The 25,244-nt window shown below is 53.8% G+C and carries 27 protein-coding genes; 24 read left to right on the top strand and 3 right to left on the bottom strand.

All coding sequences use genetic code 11. The annotated features are described in order from the left end of the window. Positions 1–23 precede the first annotated feature (23 nt). The 24 genes from CMO10_RS03900 to CMO10_RS03785 all read left to right on the top strand — a co-directional run bounded on the left by CMO10_RS03900 (position 24) and on the right by CMO10_RS03785 (position 22,270). Positions 24–638, top strand: coding sequence for a hypothetical protein (locus CMO10_RS03900; protein WP_297018957.1), 615 nt, complete (start codon positions 24–26; stop codon positions 636–638). Between the two features lie 22 nt (positions 639–660). Continuing rightward, on the top strand, positions 661–1,143 hold the full coding sequence (locus tag CMO10_RS03895; RefSeq protein WP_297018956.1) for a SycD/LcrH family type III secretion system chaperone: 483 nt from the start codon (positions 661–663) through the stop codon (positions 1,141–1,143). Positions 1,144–1,248: 105 nt separating this feature from the next. Then, positions 1,249–2,256: a type III secretion system translocon subunit SseC family protein gene (gene sctE, locus CMO10_RS03890; protein ID WP_297018955.1), complete on the top strand. Its 1,008-nt coding sequence runs from the start codon at positions 1,249–1,251 to the stop codon at positions 2,254–2,256. Between the two features lie 30 nt (positions 2,257–2,286). Further along, the gene (locus tag CMO10_RS03885; protein WP_297018954.1) at positions 2,287–3,156 is read left to right on the top strand and encodes a hypothetical protein; all 870 of its coding nucleotides are present in this window, start codon (positions 2,287–2,289) and stop codon (positions 3,154–3,156) included. 19 nt (positions 3,157–3,175) lie between these two features. Then, complete coding sequence (locus CMO10_RS03880; RefSeq protein WP_297018953.1) at positions 3,176–3,553, top strand: tetratricopeptide repeat protein; 378 nt, start codon at positions 3,176–3,178, stop codon at positions 3,551–3,553. A 12-nt stretch (positions 3,554–3,565) separates the two neighbouring features. Next, on the top strand, positions 3,566–4,033 hold the full coding sequence (locus CMO10_RS03875) for an EscI/YscI/HrpB family type III secretion system inner rod protein (RefSeq protein ID WP_297018952.1): 468 nt from the start codon (positions 3,566–3,568) through the stop codon (positions 4,031–4,033). Between the two features lie 7 nt (positions 4,034–4,040). Then, positions 4,041–4,838 carry a type III secretion system inner membrane ring lipoprotein SctJ gene (sctJ, locus tag CMO10_RS03870; RefSeq protein ID WP_297018951.1) on the top strand — a complete coding sequence of 266 codons (798 nt, stop codon included), beginning with the start codon at positions 4,041–4,043 and terminating at the stop codon, positions 4,836–4,838. Next, positions 4,828–5,514 (top strand): SctK family type III secretion system sorting platform protein, encoded by a 687-nt coding sequence (locus CMO10_RS03865; protein ID WP_297018950.1) that lies wholly within the window; start codon positions 4,828–4,830, stop codon positions 5,512–5,514. The genes sctJ and CMO10_RS03865 overlap by 11 nt, the downstream gene beginning before the upstream one ends. Continuing rightward, complete coding sequence (locus CMO10_RS03860) at positions 5,499–6,158, top strand: HrpE/YscL family type III secretion apparatus protein (protein WP_297018949.1); 660 nt, start codon at positions 5,499–5,501, stop codon at positions 6,156–6,158. Before CMO10_RS03865 ends, CMO10_RS03860 begins: the two co-directional genes overlap by 16 nt. Next, positions 6,158–7,483 carry a type III secretion system ATPase SctN gene (sctN, locus tag CMO10_RS03855; protein WP_297018948.1) on the top strand — a complete coding sequence of 442 codons (1,326 nt, stop codon included), beginning with the start codon at positions 6,158–6,160 and terminating at the stop codon, positions 7,481–7,483. Before CMO10_RS03860 ends, sctN begins: the two co-directional genes overlap by 1 nt. Continuing rightward, positions 7,483–7,983 carry a type III secretion system stalk subunit SctO gene (sctO, locus tag CMO10_RS03850; protein WP_297018947.1) on the top strand — a complete coding sequence of 167 codons (501 nt, stop codon included), beginning with the start codon at positions 7,483–7,485 and terminating at the stop codon, positions 7,981–7,983. The genes sctN and sctO overlap by 1 nt, the downstream gene beginning before the upstream one ends. Continuing rightward, a complete protein-coding gene (locus CMO10_RS03845) occupies positions 7,977–8,693 on the top strand; it encodes a type III secretion HpaP family protein (protein ID WP_297018946.1) in 717 nt (238 codons plus the stop codon). The genes sctO and CMO10_RS03845 overlap by 7 nt, the downstream gene beginning before the upstream one ends. Continuing rightward, the gene (gene sctQ / locus CMO10_RS03840; protein WP_297018945.1) at positions 8,690–9,802 is read left to right on the top strand and encodes a type III secretion system cytoplasmic ring protein SctQ; all 1,113 of its coding nucleotides are present in this window, start codon (positions 8,690–8,692) and stop codon (positions 9,800–9,802) included. Before CMO10_RS03845 ends, sctQ begins: the two co-directional genes overlap by 4 nt. Before the next feature lie 9 nt (positions 9,803–9,811). Next, positions 9,812–10,465, top strand: coding sequence for a type III secretion system export apparatus subunit SctR (gene sctR / locus CMO10_RS03835; RefSeq protein ID WP_297018944.1), 654 nt, complete (start codon positions 9,812–9,814; stop codon positions 10,463–10,465). Between the two features lie 15 nt (positions 10,466–10,480). After that, the gene (gene sctS / locus CMO10_RS03830) at positions 10,481–10,750 is read left to right on the top strand and encodes a type III secretion system export apparatus subunit SctS (RefSeq protein ID WP_297018943.1); all 270 of its coding nucleotides are present in this window, start codon (positions 10,481–10,483) and stop codon (positions 10,748–10,750) included. 10 nt (positions 10,751–10,760) lie between these two features. After that, on the top strand, positions 10,761–11,570 hold the full coding sequence (gene sctT / locus CMO10_RS03825) for a type III secretion system export apparatus subunit SctT (protein WP_297018942.1): 810 nt from the start codon (positions 10,761–10,763) through the stop codon (positions 11,568–11,570). A 4-nt stretch (positions 11,571–11,574) separates the two neighbouring features. Further along, complete coding sequence (sctU, locus tag CMO10_RS03820) at positions 11,575–12,618, top strand: type III secretion system export apparatus subunit SctU (RefSeq protein WP_297018941.1); 1,044 nt, start codon at positions 11,575–11,577, stop codon at positions 12,616–12,618. A gap of 137 nt (positions 12,619–12,755) precedes the next feature. Continuing rightward, positions 12,756–14,795 (top strand): hypothetical protein, encoded by a 2,040-nt coding sequence (locus tag CMO10_RS03815; RefSeq protein ID WP_297018940.1) that lies wholly within the window; start codon positions 12,756–12,758, stop codon positions 14,793–14,795. Positions 14,796–14,814: 19 nt separating this feature from the next. After that, positions 14,815–15,276 carry a type III secretion system chaperone gene (locus tag CMO10_RS03810; protein WP_297018939.1) on the top strand — a complete coding sequence of 154 codons (462 nt, stop codon included), beginning with the start codon at positions 14,815–14,817 and terminating at the stop codon, positions 15,274–15,276. A 94-nt stretch (positions 15,277–15,370) separates the two neighbouring features. Beyond that, positions 15,371–16,147 (top strand): GNAT family N-acetyltransferase, encoded by a 777-nt coding sequence (locus CMO10_RS03805; RefSeq protein WP_297018938.1) that lies wholly within the window; start codon positions 15,371–15,373, stop codon positions 16,145–16,147. 74 nt (positions 16,148–16,221) lie between these two features. Further along, a complete protein-coding gene (locus tag CMO10_RS03800; protein ID WP_297018937.1) occupies positions 16,222–17,241 on the top strand; it encodes an ABC transporter substrate binding protein in 1,020 nt (339 codons plus the stop codon). 3 nt (positions 17,242–17,244) lie between these two features. Beyond that, entirely contained in the window at positions 17,245–18,066 is an 822-nt protein-coding gene (locus CMO10_RS03795; protein ID WP_297018936.1) for a hypothetical protein, read from the top strand. Next, positions 18,066–20,180, top strand: coding sequence for an MFS transporter (locus tag CMO10_RS03790; RefSeq protein ID WP_297018935.1), 2,115 nt, complete (start codon positions 18,066–18,068; stop codon positions 20,178–20,180). Before CMO10_RS03795 ends, CMO10_RS03790 begins: the two co-directional genes overlap by 1 nt. Beyond that, a complete protein-coding gene (locus CMO10_RS03785; RefSeq protein WP_297018934.1) occupies positions 20,180–22,270 on the top strand; it encodes a SpoIIE family protein phosphatase in 2,091 nt (696 codons plus the stop codon). The genes CMO10_RS03790 and CMO10_RS03785 overlap by 1 nt, the downstream gene beginning before the upstream one ends. Positions 22,271–22,343: 73 nt before the next feature. Here CMO10_RS03785 and CMO10_RS03780 read toward each other — a convergent pair whose 3' ends face one another. The 3 genes from CMO10_RS03780 to CMO10_RS03770 form a co-directional block, all read right to left on the bottom strand. Continuing rightward, entirely contained in the window at positions 22,344–22,772 is a 429-nt protein-coding gene (locus tag CMO10_RS03780; protein WP_297018933.1) for an ATP-binding protein, read from the bottom strand. A gap of 188 nt (positions 22,773–22,960) precedes the next feature. Next, positions 22,961–24,787, bottom strand: a complete 1,827-nt coding sequence (locus CMO10_RS03775; RefSeq protein WP_297018932.1) for a patatin-like phospholipase family protein — start codon at positions 24,785–24,787, stop codon at positions 22,961–22,963. Then, positions 24,787–25,236 carry a hypothetical protein gene (locus CMO10_RS03770; protein WP_297018931.1) on the bottom strand — a complete coding sequence of 150 codons (450 nt, stop codon included), beginning with the start codon at positions 25,234–25,236 and terminating at the stop codon, positions 24,787–24,789. Before CMO10_RS03770 ends, CMO10_RS03775 begins: the two co-directional genes overlap by 1 nt. Positions 25,237–25,244: the final 8 nt, after the last annotated feature.

Below are 25,244 nucleotides of genomic sequence, written 5' to 3'. Positions count from 1 at the left end.
ATCCACCTACGGAGGACGAAACCATGGTGACCGGAGTTTCTGGTAATAACGTCAACGGCGTTGAGGGCATCAAGCCCGGCATGGGCATGGAAGAAATGATGATGCTGGTTCAGGCCGAACGCGCCAGCAACCTTGAAAGCCAGATGGCTGATCAGATCAAGGAAATCCAGTCGCGCAACGAGCAGGTTCGCCAGCTTAATGACTTGCTCAGTTCGCTTCGCGCGGTCCGTCCCTCTGGTGATAACCCCGATAAGTGGGCCGACCTTGGTGCGAACAAGTCGCAGGCCCGCGAAATCGTCCGCCAGTTGGCAGAACAGGGCGTCAAAATTGACCTGCAGCTCCCGGGCGACGGCTCAATGGACGACCTGCGTGGCCTTCCGAATGTCAACGTAACCTCTTCTGCTGATGGCCGCATCAACGAACCGGGTACCGGAAAATTCGACGCCCAGCAGAAGACCATCGACACCTGGATCAACGACATCAAAGGCAAGATCGATGGCCTGAACTCTACAGGACAGCTCGACATGATCCGGATGCAAAGTCTGATGAACAAACGCAATCAGGCCTTCGACACCCTGTCCAATACCCTGCAGAAAATTCAGAAATCCCTCGACGCTATTGTCGGCAACATGCGCTGAGCCTGAGAAAAGGAACAAGCTGATGACCACCGAGCAAACCAGTGACAGCATCAACCCTGAAGTTATCGAAACGATGGCAACAGAGCTCTTTGAAAACAAAAGCACGATTGCCGCCCTTCGCGGCCTTGGCGAGGACGAACTAGAGGCGATCTATGCGCTTGGTTTCAATGCCTATCGCCAAGGAAAATACCACGATGCGGCACAGACCTTCTCGATGCTCAGCGTCTATAATCACTTCGAGCCGAAATACCACAAGGGTTTGGCGGCATCCTGCCAGATGATGCAGATGTTCCCCGAAGCCATTCAGGCCTATGGCGCTGCTTTGGCAATTGCCCCCCTTGATGTCGAGCCGAAGCTCCATATCGCGGAATGTCTGATCGCCATCGGCGAAATTGACGATGCCAAAGAAATGCTTGGCTATGTCCTGGAAGAAGTCGAAGGCGAAGAAGCAAGCGCAATACGCGACCGTGCAAATGTGCTGCTTGATGCATTGGCCAGCAACTAGGCCCTCGCAAAAGACACGGCACCTATTAGGTCGCACGACGATTGTGCCCATCTGGATGGATCATGATCGGTCGCGCCTGTTCAGTCCCGCGAAGGGAGGAATAAAATGAGTACCATTGGCGTAAACAATAGCAGCGCGACACCGCTGCCCGGAAATACCGATGTTGAAAACGCACAGAACATACAGGCAGCTCAAGCTGGCAAGGCTGGCGCAAAATATGGTGCGGCTCAGAACCTGCCGCCGGAGCTGACCGGTCCGTCTAACGCACCGACACTTGCGCCACCGGCGAACGAAGATTTCGAAAGCCTGGTCATGTTGTTGCAGCAAGCAAAATCGAAGCTGAGCGACCAGATGTCCAAGGCTACGGCAGAGGAAGTGCGTAATAACGGCGAAATCAAAAAAGAACAGAATGAAAAGCTCCAGAAAAAGATGGAGGAGCAGTGGGACAAGATTGCGGATGCCAAGGCCAAAGCCAAGATCGGCAAAATATTTGGCATCATCGGCAAGATCGCCGCAGTCGTTGCCTCCGTCGCCCTGGCTGTAGTGACAGCAGGAGCTGCGTCGCCGCTGGTTGCCGGTGTTCTGATTGCTGTTGCTGCCATTTCGGTGGTTGATCTGGCCTCGACAATTTCAGTGGAGGCGGGTGGACCCGACTTCTCGTTGCAGGCGGGTGCCATGGCGCTTGGAAAGGCCATGTATCCCAACGATGAAGAAATGGCGCAAAAAGCCGGGATGATCATGGGGATCACCTTTACGGTTGCCATTGCGGTCGCCGGTTTGGCTGCCGGGGTTGGTGCAGCAAACGCGGTCTCCCAAGCCCCTGCCCTGTTTGCCAAGGTCTCTGTTGCTGCTGGTGTGATTGGTGGTGCCGCAAACGTGACCTCTGGCGGAGTCAACATCGCGGCTGCCGCTGATCAGCGGGATGCGGACGAACTAGCAGCAGATCAGGTCGACATCAAAAAGTTCCTCGCAAAGCTGCAGGCCTTGATGGACGAGGATTCAGATCGTCTGCAGGAAATTGTCGAGCAAGCACAAGACTGCATGCAAAAGGTCGCGGAGATGGTGTCTTCGACTGCGGAAACAAAAATGCAGATTACGCGCCGTATGATCTAAACGTGGCCAACGGCCCAAAAGGAAATGGTTATGAGCAATACAATCTCGAATACCAATTCGCCGAACCCGTTGCAGCATATTGACCAGCTCAACGAGGCAGAAAGCACGAACGCCACCGGCAGCAAGAAAGCCACGCAAGCCGCACGTCAGGGCAATGCGGCCGATATCAACGACCTTGGAATTTCAAAGGACGGGAACAGCCCGACCCTTGCAGCCCCAAGCAACACGGTAGCAAAGGACATCTCAGGACTTTTGAATAAGTTGCCCGGGGATGGCGATAATGCAGCCGTCGACATGTTTGCCGTCATGTCACTCATGCACAAAATGTCGACCGAAAACCGCAAAGCTGACCGTGAAGACCGTCTGAACCGGATGGACGAGATGGTTACAGCAATGGAAAGCAAGGTCGAAAACCTGCGCAAAGCGGCCAACAAGGCATTTGAAGCAGCAGCAATTCAGGGCGCAGTTCAGATTGGGTCGGGCCTGATCCAGATGGGCGCTGCCGGAATGGCGATGAAGGCGTCAAATACAAGTGCGTCGTACGCCGACCAAGCGACGGCAGCCACCAAAAACGGCATGACAAAAACGGCCGAGTTCTTCTCGAAAGCGGCAACCGCGGCATCAACCAAAGCCCAAAGTATAAACCAAGCTGGTAGCGCTCTTGGAAATGTTGCTGGCGGTATCGGTCAAATCGCAGCAGCTGGTTCGACACGCGAGTCCGAAATGGCCAAAGCTGATGCCGAAGCAGATCAGGGGCATTCGGATGTCAGTCGCCAGCAAATGGACAACCTGCGTGAGGCAGAGCAAGCCTGGCGCGACATGATGAAAGACATTCGCTCGCAGCTCGAACAACAGATCCAACAGGACAGCCAGACACGGCGCAACATCCTGCAAATCTGATCACAACAAGGGGTAAGGGATGACTCCCGTAAATGTACCGGAAAGCAAATTACTTGCTGAAATAGGATTTCTGGCAGCCGGACGTGGTTTGCCAAGCGTTGCCAGAAACATCCTTGAAGCATTACTGGAAGCAAATCCCAGCGAAAGCGGGGCCGTTATCGGCCTCGCTATTGCTGATTTAACAGACAAGAAATTCGATCAGGCAATTTCAACGCTGCAGAAACGCGTTCTCGATAAGGACCCGGACAATGACATGGCTCTGGCCTTCCTTGGCATGAGCATGAAAATGGCTGGACGCGCCGCAGAAAGCGAAATTCCGCTTGATCGCGTCATCTCGCGCAACGCCGACATGCAGGCTGTCGCACTGGCACAATCCATCAAATCTGAAACGGTCTAGACGGAGGTCACCATGGCATTAATCAATGGCTTAGCAGCCGCCATTCCTGGCGCAGGTCCGACTGCTGTCGCAGATGCAGCAACCCAGATCCCCCAGGCACGCATTCCCGCAGCAGAGGCCGATGTTGAAAAGTTCAACGCGACCATGTCGCCCGCAGTCTCGGGCGCGGACGAACATGCCGCTGTGATTACACCAGCTGCCCTTCCACCTACCGGGTTGAGCGAAGAGGTAACAGGCAAGGTCAGTTCAATTGGTGATCATATCCTTGGCGGCCTTGAAAAAATGCGCACCGAGATGGGCGGCCAAGAAAATAACATCCTGAATACGCTCCACAATTCCTCGTCTTCCGGTGCGATGGACGTCAAAGGCATGGTTGAACTTCAGATGCAAGTGACCGGCTGGGCGATCCAGCAGGAATTGGTCAGCAAGGTTGTGTCCAAATCAACCCAAACCGTCGATCAGTTGATGAAGGCCCAATAAATTGAACATGCTCAGAAAGTTGCTCATCTCGCTGTTCGTCAGCCTTGCGTTAACGGCGTGTAGCGAACAAGTCGAACTGGTGTCGGGTTTGCAGGAAGATGAGGCAAACCAGATCCTGTCTGTGCTGCTCAATACCGGCATTGATGCACAGAAATCGCCTGGCGCAGAAGGTCTGGTGATTTCCGTCGGATCCGAAAATGTCGCCGAAGCGCTTGGCATCATGCGTGCGAAAGGATTGCCCCAACAGCAATTCGTCAAGATGGGCGATGTCTTCAAAAAGGAAGGATTGATTTCCTCACCGCTTGAAGAAAAGGTCCGCTACATCTACGCGCTGTCACAGGAACTTTCTGAGACCATCACCCAAATTGACGGCGTTGTCACGGCGCGCGTGCATGTTGTCTTGCCCAGCGAAAGCACGGGCCTGTCTGCAGCAAGCGACCCGGCCTCTGCGTCTGTTTTCATCAAACATGAACCGGACTCAGTTGTTGAAAACGTCGTTCCCCAGATCAAACGGCTTGTCGTGAACAGCATCTCGCAACTAGCCTATGACAATGTGTCTGTGATCCTGGTTCCTTCTGCAGTGATCGCTGCAAGCTCTACTTCGGACATGCGCCCTGTCACCCGCGTCATGGGGTTTGATGTCGCCGTCTCGTCCGCAAGTGATTTCTCCGTCACGCTGATTGGACTGATTGTTGCGCTGTGTCTCAGCCTGATCGGGGTCGGGGTTCTGGCTGTTCTCTGGAAGAAGCCGGACCTTCTGAATTTCCGGTCATCAACGGCAAGCGAGCCAGCCAATGCTGAGTGATGGTTCGCAAACTCAAGCGGATTTCACCGCAGCAATGGCGCGCCGGGAAGACTGGGCGCGAACATATGCCTTCAATTTTCTGCCGTTGGGCTATGTCGATCAGACCCGACTGCCATCAACCTTGCAAACGGCAACAATTGAAGCTGCGGCAACGTCGCGCTCCGTTGCCGGGCATCTCAATAAATATCTGCTCGAAGAATTTGATCTGATCGGAAAATGGGTCACGGCTTTTGACGATGCCGTTTCGCGCGCACTTGCCTTGATGCCCTCATCAATATTTGTCGAGATCGTACGTTTTCTTGGTCTTTGCAGTGCGGGGCAAAGCATCCGCAACCTGATGACCCCGAATGATATTCGCCAATGCAAGGACAGGATCGGCACCAGAGAGTTTGACTTTGTCCTGAACAAGAGCCCGCTCATCGCACCACAAAAAATCTTGCCTGATACCGGCATATCAATTGTCGATCTGACGAATGACAACCTGATGGCAAGCGGTGCCGCGATTGTTGGCTGCGCGATGACGTCTGAGCCAAATGCCCTGAAAAGTCGCCTTGCCCTTAAATTACCCAAGGACATCACGCTTGATGCTGACGGCATCACGTTGTCCGGGCCTGTCGCAAGCGGGCTCGTCAAACGTGTTATCAGGGAGGTCGCCCCGCAATGGCATTCCGCATAAGAAACGCCAACAGCACCATCTCGGTCGATCCATCCGCGCGCGTCCTCAAGGGCGAAACCGTCGATACGATTGCCCAGGCCAAGGATATAATCGAACAGGCCAAACAGGAAGCCGAACAAATCCGTAAAGATGCGCTCGACGCCTTCGAAGCCGAAAAGAAGCGTGGCTTTGAAGAAGGTATTGCCGAAGCACGATTGGAAGAAGCTGAACGGATGCTCGACAACGTATCGCGCACCGTAAACTACTTTGAGAAGATCGAGCATGATGTAGTTGGCCTTGTTTCCACTGCCGTAACCAAGGTCATCGGAGAACTCGACAGCCAGGACCTTATTTTCCGGATCGTGCGTACCGGGCTTGCAGCCGTTCGCACCCAAAATCAGGTGACCGTTCGCCTGAACCCGGCCGAAAGTGAGGCCGTCAAAGATAAAATCAACGACCTGCTGAGTGCCTACCCGGCCATTTCCTATCTGTCGGTCGAACCGGATGTGCGGCTCGCGCCGGGTGCATGCATTCTTGAAACAGAGATCGGCTCGGTCGAGGCAAGTCTCGATACCCAGCTGGAAGCCATTCACAACTCGTTCGAGCGCGTTCTTGGCAGTCAAGGCACAACCGTCACCAAGCCCATGGTTGCCGGAGATAACTGATGCGTGATTTTTCCTACATCACGGATATGATGGCACTTGCGCTGAACGAAGTGCAGCCCCTGACCATCAAGGGTCGGGTTGCACAGGTCGTCGGAACGATCATTCGCGCGGTTGTGCCATCGGTCCGGATCGGAGAGATCTGCATTCTGCGCACGCCCGGCGAAAAATTTGAACTTCAGGCCGAAGTCGTGGGTTTTGCCAAGGATGCCGCCCTTCTGACCCCGATCGGGGATATGTATGGTATCTCGACTGCGACGGAAGTCATTCCGACCGGTCGCGCACATATGGTGCCGGTCGGACCTGCCCTTCTTGGCCGGACGCTTGACGGGCTTGGTCGTCCGCTTGATGTCGCCGAACGTGGCCCCCTTACCGTCGAGCAACATTATCCGGTCTATCAGGAAGCCCCGGACCCGCTTACGCGCCGCATCATTTCATCCCCACTGTCCCTTGGTGTTCGCGTTCTGGATGGCGTTCTGACATGTGGCGAAGGCCAAAGGGTTGGTGTGTTTGCAGCAGCCGGCGGCGGTAAAAGTACATTGCTTGGCATGCTGGTCAAAGGGGCCGATGTCGACGTCACTGTCATCGCGCTGATTGGTGAACGTGGCCGCGAAGTCCGCGAATTCATCGAACATGAACTGGGCGAGGAAGGCCGACGAAAATCTGTCTTGGTTGTCGCCACATCTGATAAATCGTCAATGGAACGCGCCAAGGCGGCCTATGTCGCAACGGCAATCGCCGAGTACTTCCGCGATCAGGGCAAGAAAGTCCTGTTCCTGATGGACTCTGTCACCCGATTTGGCAGGGCACAGCGCGAAATCGGCCTTGCTGCCGGCGAACCGCCAACCCGTCGCGGCTATCCGCCTTCTGTCTTTGCCACCCTTCCCAAACTGATGGAGCGGGTTGGCATGAATGACAAGGGATCAATCACAGCACTCTATACCGTCCTTGTTGAAGGGGACGATATGAATGAACCGATTGCCGATGAAACCCGCTCGATCCTTGATGGTCATATCATTCTGTCTCGCAAACTGGCATCGGCGAACCATTACCCCGCCGTTGATGTCATGGCCTCTGCCAGCCGTGTGATGAACGCCGTGATCACCCCCGAACACAAGGCCGCCGCCGGGCGCCTGCGGGAACTGATGGCGAAATACTACGAGATTGAGCTGCTGGTGAAAGTCGGCGAATATCAACGCGGTACAGATGCCGCGTCTGACGAGGCACTCGACAAGATTGGTGCGATCCGTGCCTTCCTGCAGCAACAGACCGATGAACTCGTTCCGTTCGACGAAACCCTGCGGCAATTGCAGGAGGTCGTCGGTTAATGTCGAACATCTTCGCCGAACTCCTTGAGCTCAAGATCCGTCGCGAACAAGGTGCCGAACGTCGTCTGTCTTTGGCACGGCTTGAGGCGCGAAAAGCGGCCGACAAGGTTATCGAGCTTGAGAACAAGCTTAAAGAATACCGTGTCTGGATGGTCGAGCATCAGGATCAGTTATTCACCGAGATCTGCCAGAAGACAGTCAAGGTGCGTGAAATCGAAGAATTGCGCACCCGCATCCTGATGCTGCGTGATGAAGAACAGGCAATTCAGACTTCAATCGATGATGCAAACAAGGCCCATCAGCAGGCTCTTGAGGCGGTTCATCTTGCGGAACAGCGGCTGAGTGAAGCCAGCCGTCAGCGTGAGAAATTCGAAGATCTGGCTGAAAGCTACGACGCAGAATTGCGCGAGGCGCTGGCCTACAAGGAAGAGATGGAGATGGAAGAGTTCACCTCGCCGGTCATGATTGAAAGCTGGGAAGAGGAGCAGCACGGATGGTAGGTACCAGCGGCACGTCAGCCCCAAGCAACAGCACGGTCAACACCGAAAGCACGTCTTCGAACAGCGGGCCCAAAATGGATCAAAGTCCCCCGGCGCAGGATGATGTGAAACGGTTCAATGAGTCCCTTGAGCGACGCGAACGCGATCAACAGGGCAAAGGTGACCAACAATCGGGTGACAAAGACGGCGGTCAGGATGGCTCGGGCTCCCGGCGCGATGACAAAGGCCAGGGTAACAGTCAATCCGAACCCCAGTCGCCAATGCAGCTTTTTGGCAAGATGAACACCAATCAATCCCAGCCGGTCAAACCTGCTCAGCCACTGTCACCTATGGCAAGCGACAACCGCCTGAATGAGCTCGCGCAGAACCTTACATCGCGCATTATGGTCGGCGAAACCAGTGGTTCAACCGAAGTCCGCATTCAGCTCAACGAGGCTGTTCTGCCCGGAACCGAAGTTCGCATTTCAGAACGCGATGGCAGGCTTGTGGCGGAATTTGTCATCAGCAATGCCGACAGTTCCAACTTCCTTAATCAGCGGCAAGACGACCTTGCGTCGCGCCTGTCCAAGGTATTGCAGAAGGATGTCGACGTTATCACCGTGCAGGACAGCGGTGCCGGAACCAACGAGGGTGATAGCAACCGCCGATCCAGTCAGGAATATCAAGGCGACGATGAAGAAGATGAAGACGGCGAGGATGATGGCCTATGAGTAATATGCGCCCGCTGGCTTCTCCGAAAATTGACCGCGAGACACGTCAGGCCTTGAACATTCTGGCAATGCCACGCCTTCCAGCATCCGTCACCTTCGCAGGTCGTGACTGGCAGGTGCAGGGAAGCATGCTCGCACGCCACGAAGTCCAACGCGCTGCACCGGGATCGGCCTTTACCCTTCGGGCAACACTTGCCAGCCACCCCATCGCCGTCAAAGTACCGGTCGACTTCCTTGGCGATATTCTGAGCGCGACTTTACCTGCCGGAACACCAATCAGCCACGTTCCGGAATCCCTGTCTTTGGCGCTAATTGAAGTGGCCATTGGCGAATTGGTGGCAAGCCTGGCAACACAAGGACTGACCTTTGAATTGCTGGGACTGGAGCAGAGCGACGCCGTTACTGAATATAACAACATCATGTCGGCAACCTTGAACGGCATGCCAGACGGTGATGCATCGACCTGCACAATAATGCTCTTTGCTTCTAACGGTGCACTGCCAGTGCTGGCGTCCCTTTGTCAGCAGGTCCCGATGGATGAGACGCTCAAGGCACCTGACATTCCGACAAAGGTCCGCCTCGAAATCGGTGAGAGCTCCCTCTCGTTCACAGATTTCACGAACCTCACCACTGGTGACGTCATTTTCCCCGATACCATCAGCATCCCCGATGACACCGGGTCGATACTGTTGCGGGTTTCCCAAAGACTTGGTTTGCGCGGTGTTTGGACAGGCACCCAAATCACTATTCAAGAGGTCATTACCGTGAATATGCCCCCTTCCGATGCGCCTGAAATCGTCGACGAGGACAGCGACATCCCGGAAAACGAAACTGAAGAAAGCGCCGTTTCCGAACCGGTCGACATCAGCAGCCTCGCCGATTTGCCGGTGCAACTCAGCTTTGACCTTGGCGTGCACCAACTATCACTTGCGGAGCTCAACAAAACCGGGGTCGGCAGTGTGTTTGAAACCGGCCGCACGCCGGAAAATATGGTCACGATACGCGCAAATGGTGCTGCCGTGGGGCGTGGTGAACTGGTTGACCTTGATGGCCGCACGGGGCTTCGCATTACCAGATGGAATATCCCGTCCACCCCCGACAAGGACTAGAAGCGGACGATGATCAATATTCCTGATCCATTAACACTTGCCCTGTTGCTGGCGCTGCTGGCGTTGATCCCGTTCGTTATCGTTATCACGACATCGTTTGTAAAAATTGCGGTTGTGTTATCTCTGGTGCGTAACGCACTGGGCGTTCAGCAAATTCCGCCAAACATGGCGCTTTACGGGCTGGCATTGATCCTGACGGTTTACATCATGGCGCCGGTCGGGGCTTCCGTTTTTGACATCCTGCAGGAAGGTAATGTGTCGTTTAATGACACGGCGAACCTGTTTGATGTGCTGGCGCAGGCGTTCGAGCCATTCCGCTATTTTCTGATGCAGCATACGGACGAAACCCAGCGGGAATTCTTCGTTCAGACAATCGCCCAGATCTGGCCTGCCGATCTTGCGGCTCAGCTTGGCCCGGACAGTTTTCTCGTTCTGGCCCCGGCCTTCACGGTCGCCGAACTGACATCAGCATTCGAAGTCGGTTTTCTTCTGTATCTGCCGTTTGTCGTGATCGATCTGATCGTTTCCAACATCCTGCTTGCAATGGGTATGATGATGGTTTCACCGATGACGATCTCACTTCCGCTAAAACTGTTCCTGTTCGTGATGGTTGATGGCTGGTCTCGCCTGATTCACGGACTTGTTCTGAGCTACGTGAACTAGGGAAAGGATGCGGAAATGTTCGAAGGCGATATCATAAGCTTCCTGACCCGGGCACTGGTTCTGACATTGATGCTGTCATTACCCCCGATCATTGCGGCCGCCGTTGTCGGCACGCTGGTCAGTCTTCTTCAGGCCCTCACACAGGTGCAGGAACAAACCCTGTCATTCGGTTTCAAACTTGCCGCCGTGGGCATTGTCCTGTTCATGACCGCCTCATGGATCGGTGGCGAGCTTTACCGTTTTGCACTGGCGGTATTCACCGACTTTCCGCAACTGACAAGCTAAGGCGCGGGTTATGGTCATTGAGCAGCTTCAGGACTGGGGTGTTTACGATCTGCATACCATTGCAGTCGCCCTGTCCTTTGCTGTCGCGCGCTTCCTTGGCCTGTTCATCGTTTTGCCCATGTTTGGCAAATCCATCCTGCCCGGACTGATCCGTAACAGCGTTGCGGCGGTGTTTGCCCTTGCCGTCATTCCGCTTGCGATGCCAGCGGTTATTGAAACCAAGGACAGCCCGCTTCTGGTCATGGCGATCATCGGCAAAGAAGCCTTTATCGGTTTTGTGATGGGATTTCTTGTCGCGATGCTGTTCTGGGCGATTGAGGCCATCGGCTTCATCATCGATAACCAGCGCGGCGCAACCATGTCGAGCACCATGAGCCCGCTGACAGGTGTGACGACATCGCCCCTGGCGATTTTGCTTAACCAGGCGGCAAGCGTGTTCTTTCTGATCAGCGGCGGCTTGCTGGTTCTTTTGCGCGCCGTCTATGAAAGCTTCATCTTTTGGCCGATCGGCTCCTTCTGGCCAAAGTTTGTTGGAAATGACGGCGGGCTGTTCTTCCTGCAGCAACTTGATCGTTTTATGTATGTCGCCATGATCATGGCAGCACCCGTCCTGATCGCAATGTTCCTGTCAGAACTTGGCCTCGCCATGATCAGCCGGTTCGCCCCGCAATTGCAGGTGTTCTTCCTGTCTATGCCGATCAAAAGTGCGGTCGGCCTGTTTGTTCTGATCATTTATGCCGGCTTCCTATTTGAATATCTGGGGCCAGAGCTGCGCGCCATTACCGATCACTTGTATGAACTACGTGGTGTGATGGAGTAGCGGCATGAATGAAAAGACCGAAGATCCAACTCCCAAGAAATTACGCGACGCCCGAAACAAGGGTCAGGTCGCGAAATCAAAGGATTTCACACAGACCGTGTTGCTGATCGCGCTGATTGGCTATTTCATCGGTAATGGTGCTAACATCCTCGAAGACATGATGGCGCTTATGGTCCTGCCCGCCGAGATGTATGGCCATCCCGTTTCATCAATGATCGCGCCCATCAGCACCGAAATCATGAACCGTTCGATCGGGATTATTGTGCCGCCAATACTGATCGCGCTGATCCTTGGTGTCTTTGCCGAGATGGTTCAAACCGGGGTTCTGTTTGCCTTCGAATCCCTCAAACCAAGTGCGAAGAAACTCAATGTCGGGGCCAATGCCAAGAACATGGTTTCGGCCAAGAACATGGTAGAGTTTCTCAAAAACATCCTCAAAGTCGTGTTTCTGTCGATCCTGATTTATCTGGTCGTCTATGGCGCACTTGGGGATCTGATGCTGGTGCCGCCCAGCGGCCTGTCCGGTGTCACAGCCATCCTCGCCCAGACTGTCACGCAGGTGATGATCTATACGTCGGCGGCTTACCTCATCGTCGGCTTCTTTGACATTGCCTATCAACGCTTCCAGCACAAAAAACAGCTGAAAATGACCAAGGACGAGGTCAAACGCGAATACAAGGAGTCCGAAGGCGACCCGCTGATTAAAGGAAAGCGTAAGCAACTTCATCAGGAAATGATGCAGAACTCCACAATCGAACGCACACGAAAGGCAAAGGTTCTTGTGACAAACCCGACACACATTGCCATCGCCCTCTATTACGAGGCCGATGAAACGCCGCTGCCGGTTGTGATTTCTGCCGGCGAAGGTGCAGTTGCCAAACGCATGATGGAAGTTGCGGAGCAGGAAGGCATTCCAATCATGCGCAACGTCCCGCTTGCCCGATCACTGTACGAGACAGCAACCGTCGATCAGTTCATTCCCGGCGACCTGATCGAACCGGTCGCGGAAATCCTGCGCTGGCTCGAAAGTGAGGCAACGCCCTACTAGTCTTTGCCAACCGACACGACCTATCCCGTGACTTCCAGCAAATTTGCGCAATAACCTGATATTTCAGGGAACCAACATGGCCCTTCCTGCCACTTACTATCCAGATAATTCATCTGTTCGCAGGAAGGAGTCAGGTCATGCCAAATATCGGTATTCAGAACCCGGTCGCGCATCAACTCGGCGGCATGGAGAATGTCGAGGCACGGCACAATGTCAGCCTGGCGGGCATGAAACTCGAAGTCGCTCCTCCGCCGCAGGGCCGTGCCGCAAATGCAGGCCAGGCAGGCGCACCGACCAGCCTTGCAGATCGCATTCTCAAACATATTCCCGGCACCAAGGTCCGCGCCCAGTATCTTGTTCAGAAAAACACAACTGAGCTGCGCAACAATATCGGCGCATTGGTCAAGGAGCTGGCAAACCCCGACAACAAGACACCGCCAAACATGTCGGCAATCGCCAAGTCGGTGGATAGCCTTCTGAAATCAGGACAGCCGCTTCAGAACATACTGCAGAACGCCATGATCAACAGCATGGAAGAGCTATCGCGCGATGGCGTGCAGCATCTTTCGCAAAAGCTTGCACTGGTCTCCAGCCAGGACCGGATCTCTGACGCACAGGACACAGACCTGGCAAAGGCGGGCGCCAAGGATGTTCTCGCGCTGTTGGCATCCAATGCCCAAACCGCATCGACCATGGTCACGGCTGAATCTGCTACCCGGTCGATGCAAAACGTGACCCGCGACCTTGCCGCGAACAAACCGCTTGCCGATATCCTGCCGTCCATGATGGAAGCAGCCAAATTGCTTCGGGACGTACCGGAAAATGCAAACGGTGCAGACCAAGCCTATCTGGACATGGTGGACGGTGCCAAAGGGCAGATGATTGAACAACTGGTTGCCCGGATGGAAAACGACCTTGATGGCCTGGATATGCCGGCCACCGCCATGCTGCGCGCCTTTTCTGGCGAGATCGGCATGTCGTCCGAGCAACGTCAGCCGATCAAGGACCACGCAAAAACATTCGCCGACGCCGCAATCGATTCTGCCAAGACTTTGCTCGATACAGCAATGGACAGCATTACCGCCGAGAATGGCGACATTTCGGACGCGTTTGGCAAGTTCATTGATGCGTCACGCAAGTTTGGTGAATACGCGCTTGCGACCAATGCCGGTGCTGATGACATGGCAACCGTGTCATCAGACATGATCGATAATCTTTTCGCCGGAATGACACGCGAACAACAGACCAGCTTCATCGAACAGTTCCCACCGACGAAATGGGAAAATCTGGGGATCGAAGCTTTCGACCTGACAGGTCAGTATTCGATGCTCAGTGAGGTTAATTCTTCGGGTGTGACGATGGTCGATCCGTATCAGGGGCCCGCCGCCAACTCCCAATTGATCGGCAGCAACGTTTTCCTGAAGATAGCAACGTCGCTTAATGACATCGTAAAAGAAAACGAAATCGCCATCCCCGAGGATGCCGATACCTCCGTCAGCGATGCCGAAAAAGCCGCCCTTCAGCGGGCCTGTGGCTTTGCCTTCGGCAAGGACAACGCCGCAACCCATATCCGCCTGACACAGGAAGGCTCAGAGCACATCTTGCTCGAAAAGGCCTTCCAGTTTGATCCCCAGAACCTTGGCGACGTCGCCGTTGGTGAACAGTTTTCCAAGGACTTCATACAGCGCGGCACCGTCCAGATCGAAGGACTTCAGGTCAACATCGCGCGCGACGACGAAACCACCACTGACATGGCCGAACGCGTCCACAACCAGCTTTCCGGTATGGGTCAGGCAGACAGCACGGCTCTGAAAACTCTGACCAGTGTGGTTCATCAGGGCATGTTGATGGATATCCTCAATGTCGATGACTACGGACTGCCATTCGAAAAGTTCGATGAAGGCAGCCTGATGCTCGGCGGCGGTGCATTCAGCCAGAACATCAATATTCGGTTCGCAGAAGACGGCACGGTTTCGGCAGATGTCAGCGTCTTCCGGAGATTTACCGAAGAGCAAAACTCCGTTCAATTGCTAGGTTCTGACGGGAACCTGGCGATTAAAAATCTGGACCCCAATGCGTCCGAGTATGGCGTGACATTCTCTGTATCCGTTTCGGGAACGGACATCTCCATCACCCGTCCTTTGGAAATCACTCAGAAGTTGGTCGAAGTAAACTAAGCGTCAGGGAAGTAGCGTTATGGATTTCAAAAACCTTATCACCGAGTTCGGTAAAAGTGCGGGCCTTGATCAATTGACCGTCACCGAGGATGGCACCTGCGCAATCCGGTTTGACGACCGTATCACGCTGAACATCGAACGAGATGCAGTGAAAGACGTCACGCACCTTTACGTTGTTCTGGCAAATGCCGAACAATCCCTGTCAGCAGAAAAAATGCGCATGATGCTTTGCGGCAACCTGTTTGGACATGACACCGGCGGCGCCACACTTGCGCTGGATGACAATCAGCGGGAAATCGTTCTGTGCCGTTATCTGGACTTTGACATCCCAGACGTCGCCACGCTGACCAAAATTATCGAGAAACTGGCTCAGTCCGCAGACCAATGGATCGAAAAACTCGACAAAGCGACGGCCACGAAGCCTCAGAGCTCTGCATCCAAAACCGCTTCGCCCTTCCCCAATCATTTCCAGACGGCCTGACGTGACTAGTTCGTTGCCCAAATATATGCCCCCAGTCGAAGCCGACACAGAAGCGCGGATCCCCCCGCCATGGCCGTCTGATCAGACGGCCCTTTTGGCGTTTCACCAGTCAGAATGGCAAAGCAACATCCTTAGACGTGACGACCCTGCTGAAACTTCATATGGGGTCACGTTACGGTTTCTGGAAACTGCTGATCTGAACGATCTTGTCGAACTTCATCAAGCGGTCGTCGCAAACCTTCCAGACCGTCACATTTTTCGTTCAGACCAACCCGATTTCCTCGCCGATCATATCGAGCGGCGCGGTGCAACCGTTGGCGCCTTCAAAGAAGGACGGCTAATTGGGTATGCGGTTGTGTCCTTTCCCTATCAGGATCCGGACAATCTGGCGCGCTTTACCGATTTGCCTGCAGATGAAGCGTTGCGGGTTGCGCATTTTGATGGCGCGGCCGTCCATCCGGATTTTCGCGGCAATCATTTGCATCAGACGATGAACCAAATTCGCGGCCATTATGCGCTGCTGGCTGGTTATCATCACCTGATGGGCACTGTATCCCCGCTGAACCCATACAGTCTGGGCAATCATTTGGGCGCGGGCTTTCAGGTGATCGGTCATGCGGTCTGCTATGGCGATATGCAGCGCTATATCATTCACCGCAAAGGTCATCCGACGTCACTCCAACGCCCCCGCAATCCAGAGGACAAGGAACTAATCAGCTGCCCGGTCGACGCTTTCTTCGAGGTCAGTGAGCACCTTGCACACGGATATATCGGCTTTGCTGTCCAGCGCACGTCCAGCGGAAAATACCTTTTGCAGATGGCACTGCGCGACACAGTCACCTCAGACACCAATCGGGCGTTTCGCACATGACTTGTAACGTGAACCGAACCACCAACCTTCCTGACAGGCTCCCCCGTATCATGGCATCCTGGATGATACTGGGAATGGCGGCATTCGGTACGCCCGCTTTCGCACAGGACGCCGGATATTCCGACATGCCGGTAGAAACATCCGAGGACGGCACACAGCGCCCATTTCGTATTTTCATGGTGCAGTGGCGGGGGGACACGATAACCGATCAAGGCTTCGTTGATTACTTCGCGAACCGGCATATCCCGATTGAAACCATCGTTCGCAACCCGGCACAAAACTACGAAGAGTTTCAGAAAATCCGCGAAGAAATCCGCGATGCCCGGCCAGATCTGGTTTACACCTGGAGCATGGCGACCGCCCAAAACATATCGGGCAAAACGTCCGAGCTAGGTCAAGCTGACTTCATTTCCGATATTCCGACCGTAAACTGCATGGTAGCTGATGCGAAGATCGGCGACCTTGTCGATGAAAGCCAGACTTCTGGTCGAAACATGACCGGCGTTTCCCATATCCCGCAAAGCTCGGCACAATTGCAAACGATCCTGAGCTATCTCCCCGCCGGAAAAATTGCCGCCATTTATGACTCTTCCCAGTCCAGCCCGACCAGTGCAGTGCAATCCCTACAAGCACAAGCAGAACTGCACGGCCTGGATTTCACGGCCTTCCCGATCCCGCTTGACGCCGAAGGCAGGTCACGACCGGATGCGATTGCAGAAACGGTCGACAAGCTGGCCATGACCCATCCCGACATTGTCTATATTGGTCCGGATACATTTTTGCTGCGAAACCAGAAAACACTTTTTGAAGCCATCGCCACACACAATCTGCCGACATTTGCCGCGGCAGACCCATTTCTTTCCAGTGGGGATGCGTTGTTTGGTCTGGTGGGAAATTACTATGTTGCCGGGCAATATTGTGCCGCCAAGGCGCTTCGCATTCTCGTCGACAAGACCGCACCAGGTGACATTCCCTATGATGCGCTCCCGCAATTCGTTCTGAAAATAAACATGGACATTGCCCGCCGGTTGGAAAAGTACCCGCCACTGGCATTGCTGTCCTTTGCAGAACTTCTTAATGCGCAGGAGAACTAGACAATGCTGGCAAAAAAACTTCCTGTGCTGATTGTTCTCAACCTGTTGATTGTCAGTATCGTTGCCATGGCCATGATGCTGATGATCAATATGTACAAGTTCGAAAAGGCTATTGATCAGGTCGTCAATGACCGCTTCTATTTCCTGATCGAAGGTCTGCGTACATCCCTCGAGGCAGAGATGAGCCTGGGCGGCGTTCCGCTTGCCCGCCTTCCCACCGGCAATCAACAACTTCTTGCCGCGATGGCTGAAAATGACAGCATCCTTTCGATCGAGGTATTTGATCAGGATGGCCGAACAGTTCTGAGCACGGACCCAAGTTTTGTTGGCGACATCATTCCGTCTGGCTGGGAACAGGCATGGCAGGAAAACAAGCATTCCAGCTGGATGGTCGAAGATGATCGCGGTGCCATTTCTCTTGGCCTTGGCGTGATTGATGCGCTTGGCAACCCGACCGGCAGCATTGTCCTTCGCTATTCCCCTGCCCGGCAGGCTCAACTCGTCTCGGACATCAATAAGTCCCTGATTAATGATGGCTTATGGATATGGGTCGGCGGCTTTGTCGCAATGACCGTTCTTGTTTTCTTTGTCACCCGTCCGATCAGTCGCTATCTCAATGGGCTCAGCAGTCATCTTTCCCAACTACTCGACCAACGAGATCAGCAGGAGCCACCCGTTCTTGCCGAACCGGCGCCCACCGCGGTGTCGGCAAAGCCCGGCTCGGAGTTTAACGATTACGGCTTTATGGATAGCTATCGTCTGACCCAAGACACGCTTGATCAAACGGCGAAAAAACTTCGGCAGATTGATGGGGATTTGAACTGATGAATCATTCTTCATCCGCAACAAAAGCAACCGATATATCACAGCAGAAATCCCGGGTTCTGATCTGGCTTCTGATTGGGGCACTCGGCTTGCTCTGCCTAACCTTGGGCGTGTTTTCCTATCGTGCGCTGACGACATTTGAAAACCGGCTATTGCCCGAATTTCAGGACAAGGCGGAGCTTGTCGCACGTAGCATAAGCAAAGATGTCGAACGCGCTGTTGCCGCAGGCATCCCAATCGACAAAATGGTCGGCGTCGAAGCCTATCTTGGAAAAATACTGAATGAAAACAGTGATATTTCCGCGATCTCGATTGCACCGCCTGCAAATGATTACAGCGGGGCCTTTGCATACGAGGCCGGCGAGCGCGGTCTGGACGCACCGCGCATCTCGCACGAAATCCGCCACAAAGGCGAAACCTTTGCCAACGTCACGATTGCCCTGAACCCGGATTACATCAGTAGCCAGCATGAAGAGGTTACCTACGAAGTTTTGACGACCCTTCTGATCACGATGCTCGTGACATATGAAATGTTGGGGTTCCTGATTTACGGCCGGTTGCTAAACCCGCTGCAATCCGTCGTCAACATCCTGCGCGATGGCGCAAAAGGAAGGTTCTCGCATTCGATCCATGCCAATGCGACGGCTGAACTCACCCGGGTTCAGAATGTACTCAACAATGTTCTCTATTTGCTGGCAGTGCGCGCAAGGCTGTTTTTTGATGACGCAAGCGAACTCCGTGCCGCCCAAATAGAGCCGGAAAAAGTCAACCGTATCGATCAAGCCGTCAGATCCATACAAAACAGATTTTCCTTCTCCGACCCCTTCAAGTTCCGCGAGAAGGAAACCAATAACATCCGTGCGTTACGGCTACCGCTGTTTATCTTCATGTTCGCCGAAGAACTGTCGCGCGCCTTCCTGCCTGTTTATGTTCAGAAACTTGGCCTTCCGAGTAGCCTGCAGCACATGCCTGATTTTGCTGCCGGCTTACCCATTATGGCCTTCATGGCAGTCCTTGCAGCAGTGTCGCTTTTGTCATCGCCTCTTGCTGAACGACTGGGGGCCCGCAAGACATTCATTATCGGTCTGGTTCCGGCAGTCAGTGGCTATATCGCGAGCTATCTTTTTGCCGACTTTTACCTGTTTGTTGCGTCCAGAATGCTCTCAGCGCTCGGCTATGGTCTGATCTTTGTTGCGTGCCAAAGCTATATTGCCAGCCGATCCCAACCATCGAGCCGCGCTACCAACATGGCGATATTTGTCGGCGCAATTCTTGTTGCCGGTATCTGCGGCCCTGCAATCGGCGGCATTCTTGCTGATCGGATCGGATATGCTGCGACATTTCTGGTTTCTGCCGGTCTTGCGTTGTTGTCAGGCTTATTGCTTCGTTCAACGCTAAATACCGATACAGAGCACCTCGGACAGCCTGAAGACACCCCTCAATCTGATGCCCAAAACGCGCGAGAAAGATCACGTGTTGGAATGCGGAAGACTCCCGACTTTGCCCTGCTCGGTAATTTGCGGTTTGCCTCTTTGACAGTGCTTTGTGCCATTCCGTCCAAAATCATGCTCACGGGTGTTATTTTCCTGCTGGTTCCCCTTCACCTGTCAGGTTTGAACGCGGGTGATTCTGCCATCGGGCGGGTTGTGATGATGTATGGCATTGCGGTTGTGGTTCTAATGCCACAGGCATCCCAACTTGCCGACAGACGTCATTTACATGCGTTTTTCGTTATCGTCGGCGGCATCCTGGCCGGTTTGGGCGGCATCAGCCTGTCCATATGGGATGGCATTTGGGCGACGGTGGGCGTTGTCGCCCTGATCGGTATGGGCCAGGCGCTCAGCATCTCGCCACAGCTTGCCTTGGTGCAAAACATCATTGTGAAAAGCACGACAACCTCATCACCAGCCGAAGGCCTGAGCCTGTTTCGCTTTCTCGAGCGGATCGGCAACGTGCTTGGTCCGCTGATCGCGGGAAGTCTCGCAACTGTCTATAGTGTGGAAACAGCCGTCATAACCATCGGTATGATCGGATTGCTTGGCGCGATTTCCTTCTGGGTCATTGCTGGTCCCGGCGTGCTGATGGAAACCCTCAACGAAACGGGGGACAACTGATGTTGCTGCGTAACCGCCTGAGCATCTTTTCATGCATTTGCCTGCTCATCGTCTCAAGCAGTCTTTACTGGGCCTTCTCTTATCGCGAAAAATTGCTCCAGGTCGAATTTGGCCGTTCTGCAGCGCTTCAACAAAATAGCCTATGGAGCAAGGTTGTTGATGGTGCTGTCCTGTCGCTGTCTGACAAGATCTGGCTCCTGCGTGAAGACGGGCCACTACGTGACGCGATGCTGCGCAATAACTCCCGCGATATCCATTCGGCAGCACGCGCGATCGCAACTGTTGGCATTACGGATAACGCCTACTTTGATCGCATCGAAGTCTATCAACCGGACGGGGAACAGGCCTACACATCCGAAGCAAGCTATTTCCCAAGTCCACTGATCAACAGCGACCAACTTTTCCTTCTGGCAAATGGGGTTCGCAAGCGATTCACTGGTGTCTCTGTGACCCGTGACCGTCAGACATTTTTGGCCATCGCCGTCCCCCTTCCCTATGGCATGAACAACAACCCGGTTGCGGTTGCCGCAATCAAGCTCGAACGTCTGCTGGATGAGCTCTCTGATCTACAGGAAAGCGAAACACTGCTGATCAATCGTCGCGGCCGTTATCTAAGCGGCCAGAATGAAACGCTGTGGCAAGAGATCGGCAGTAGCGTCCAATACGGAACATCTACCGAAGAGCGCATCCCGTTCGGTGAAAGAATGTACAGCGTCACTAGCAACCCGGTTGTTGGTTTTTCCGAGCAGGCAGGTTACGTCGTTAGTGTTCAGGATATAAGCGAGAGTGTTTACACATTTGCGCAGTTTGAACGTGTCGTTTTTGTTGGAACTATCCTGTTTCTGATCGCTGCAGCCTTCGGGTTGTGGTTCTATATCCGGCGATCACTGAACCCGCTTGAAGGGGTCATCGGTGTTCTGGCCGGCGTCGCGCAGGGTGACTTTTCGCGGCATCTTGGACAGACACGAAGCAACGATGAAGTCGGACAGATTTCATCGGCAATCGTCAAACTGCGCAACGACATGATGCGTCTTGATCGCATGACCCGCTCACGCCGCAACCGCAGTCAACGCCAGGCCCGGGTCATTCGTGATCAAATGACCGAACTTGCCGAAACGCTTGATGAAGATGCACGCAAAGAAATCATGGATGATCTCACCCAGATTGAACAACGGCTTGCGAGTAATGGCACGGAAAACGAGAACGAAGACGTCAAGTCCGCAAGCGAACTTGCGGTCGTTACCCTTACGCTTTCCAGCCTCAAGGAACGCATTCACCAACAGCACGGCACACTGCAATCAACCATCTCTGAACTCGAAGAAGCGCTGAAATCGAAAACCGCCTATCTGTCCCTGCAACAGGAACTTGATATTGCACGGCGCGTCCAATTGGCCATGCTGCCCGACGACATGCCCCCAAGCGCCCAACTTGATATTGTCGGCCAGATGGTTCCTGCAAAGGACGTCGGCGGTGATTTTTATGACTTCTTCTATCTTAATGACAATCGCCTTGCTGTGGTTGTCGCCGATGTATCGGGCAAGGGTGTTCCCGCAGCACTCTTTATGGCGATTACCCGTTCGATCCTGCGTGCCATTGCACCGGAATTCAATTCCCCGGCGGAATGCATCACCGCGCTGAACAATGCACTTTGCCAGAACAATAGCGAGGAGCTGTTTGTCACCGTCTTTTACGGCATCCTGCATCTTGATAGCGGTGTGTTCACCTATTGCAATGCCGGTCACAACCCGCCCTATCATCTGCCGGCCGGACAACAGCAAAGTATTGCAATCCCCGGCACCGGTGACATGGCCCTGGGCGTCATGGAAGACATGCCGTACGAAGACAAGCAGCTGCCAATTGCAGACGGGGATCGTGTGTTCCTGTTTACAGATGGCGTAAACGAGGCCATCAACCCCACAGAAGAAGAGTTTGGCACAGAACGCCTCGAAACAGCGTTGCGTCAGACGTTCGAAAATGTGGGTACTCTACAGGAAGATGTGGTTTCTGCTGTCTATCGCTTTGCAGACAGCGCGCCGCAGGCCGACGACATTACCTGCGTGACCTTCGAATATCGCGATAAGGCGAACTGATCGCCAAACGCCAAAGATATCCGGGCGACCTTTTTACAAGTTCGTACATGCGCCGAATGTGTCGCCCGGGTCCTTACTGAGCAGTAAGCCAGAACCGGTTAACATTGTGATTTTTGGTGCGCTGATAGTCATAGCGCCTTGCCATCGTCTTGACGATGTGGATCCCGAGCCCGCCAATATCACGCGCTTCAAGCTCCTTATCCAGACTGTCTGGAGATTCACGGTCAAAGGGATTGAAGGCGATACCGTCATCTGAAACCGTGACGAGAATTTCCGCGCCGTCGAACGTGATTGATATCTCAATCTGGCCGGTACTTTCTGGTGGATAACCGTATTTCACCGCATTGGACAGCATTTCATCCAGACAAACCTGAATGCGGGTAGCAACCGCAAACGCAACACCTGATTCCTCAAGCCTGTCTCCGAGTGTTTCCAAAAAGTGATTCAATTCTTGCTGATCATTGGTGATCACGGAATGAATTCTGACTTCGGATTGCTCCATCAAAGCGTTTCCTGGACGAAGATTTATGGATACCCGGTTCGCTGGCTCTCAGCAACGACACAGCTCTTGACGACAAAGAAAGGTAGTGTAGCCCGCAGAAAACGTATGCTGCCACCTAAATCTTACGAGGGCCGCCCGTCACATCGGGTGGCCCTCGTGTATAGTTCTGTATTCAGGGTATTGATTTATCAGACCCCGAACTCCTGACGGGCCAAATCATACAGAATGCCAGCAGCAACGAAGTTGTCCTCGTTCGCGAAGTTCCCGCGCTGCGGCTCTCCCTCGTGGATCAACATCTGCTTTTCTTCATCCGTCATCAATCCAAACGCCTGCAGCGGTGAATCCACTTCAACCATATAGGCGGCATCACGACGGTTGCTGATTTGCTCAAGCATCTTCATGGATGCCGTTGCTTCGGCAACCTGTTTGTCCTGATCAGAGGCATTCAAATCGGTCGTTCCGATTTTGCCGTGGAACACGACGAATGTGTTCGCACCAGCTTCATACACCTTGGAACGGTCATCGATCTTGTCCTGGTAGTGGTTCGGGTTATTAACCAGTGAACTCTGGACATTCCCTTTGAAACTGTTCTTGACGGCACGGTCATCAGGGGAGCCGTGCAAGGACGTATACGCCTTGTTTCCGTCATCAAAGACCATGAGTGCGGTACGTGCGCGAATTTCCTGATCCATCAACGACCCATTGGTCGGATTGGTTGCCCCCGCCCGCCCATTCGGATACACAGCCTCCGCCGCAATATTGGAAGCAATCCCGCCATCTGCGAGTTGCACACCATCAAGCACAATACTTTTTGCAATCAGCGGATGGGCCATTGATGCACGGGCAGCAAATGCCACCGGCATATCCGGGGACTCAGTCGCATTGAAGGTCTTTGGCTGTTGGTTCGCCACATCGTAAGCGGTAATCTGAATGTTCTTGAACTGATTTGGCGCCATCGCGTGAAGCATCGCCATGTCAGAGAACGTGACCATGTTTCCGGAACGATCATTGTCAAAATCGGGATTTGCAAGAACACCGATCCGCTGCGAAATCTGGTCTGCGGTCGTGCCGTCGTTCAGGCGCGCGGCATATTCCTGTGCAAAATCATCGCGTGCTTGATCAGAGACAGTATTGAGATAGGCTTCAACCTTTTGACCGGTTTGACGGTCAAGCGCATGGAGCATCGGGGTCGCGTCGCCTCCCATAAAACTGATCATTCTTTTATAATCTGCTTCAGGATAAAGCGCCTTGAGGTCGTCATTGCCCTTCATCAGGGCCTTAAGGTCCTGATTGGTGAAATCCTGCAACTCCTCGGTCGTCAAACCGACGGAGACTGCCACGGCTGTCAAGGCACCGGCCGAAGTCCCTACGACCTGTTTCAGCCCGTCAAGCATGCCGGTTTCCGCCATTTCGCGCAGCGCAGGAGGATAACCGATCCCTTTTGCTCCGCCCCCTTTCAGGACGAGGTTTTCTATCTGCGGCGCCTTACGCACAAGATTGAAATGCCCGTCTTCGGTTTTAAACATCTGCGGTGCGGCAACACGGTCGGGCGCGTTACGCAGTTCGCGACCCATGTCCTGGCTTGCAACATTCATCGCGGTTGGCTTGAGTTCTTTAAGAAACTCCATCGCCATCTTGTTGGCTGCCTGCATGGTTTTCTTGCGGCCGGATATGGTTTTTCCAGACAGCGCCTGATCTTCCATCCGCGCAAACGTTGCGTCGTGAATTTCGCCCAGTCTTTCTTCTGCGACACGCGTAAAGGCACGAACATTGTTATCGTTCATACCTGCGGTCATCGCCTTGACCTCGGAGCGGAAGAAGTTGCTGAACAACTCTTTGCTATTGATCAGCGCATCCACAGTCTTGCCGGTCTTAAGCGTAGCGCCTTGCAGGCTTTCAAAACCAGCTTTCTGCAGCGAAGATTTCCCAATCAGCTTTTTGGTTTCGAGCTGGTCATTCCAAAGAGCGCGATTTATCTCCTGGCGGGCCTCAAATGATTGAAGTTTAACACTCATCACATACCTCCTGCGACTGTATCGAGCTCATATCCGATATCTTCAGACTGGAACGAAATTGTTTGGGCAAGCGAACGCAGGCGATTGGCCTGATCCAGCCAAAAGGTGAGCTCGCGATCAAAGCTTTCGGACCTCAAACCATCAAGCTGGCAGTACCCCGACAGAACGAGGTAATTTCTGCTGTCGATCGTCACCATGAAATTGCTGTTCTGTGCGGCGACCTCATTGATCCCCATGACGGCGTGCACCAGACTGCGACGTACCCCACCCATGAATGCAGAAACATCAAGAACATAGATATCGCTCAGGACAGTTTTGTCGTCGTTGGTCAACGTGACATCGACGTAAAGGCCCTTGTCATCAAAAACCAGATCGAACCGCCGCGACGATGACATTTCAAGGTCAGGCACAAAATCACGCGCGAATTCCTGAAACGTTTGTAATGCCATGGTTCTAT

The sequence above is a fragment of the Thalassospira sp. genome (genome assembly GCF_002709775.1).
Taxonomy (GTDB): Bacteria; Pseudomonadota; Alphaproteobacteria; order Rhodospirillales; family Thalassospiraceae; genus Thalassospira.
The sequence above is the reverse complement of the archived record's forward strand: the minus strand, read 5'-3'. Positions and strand labels throughout refer to the sequence as shown.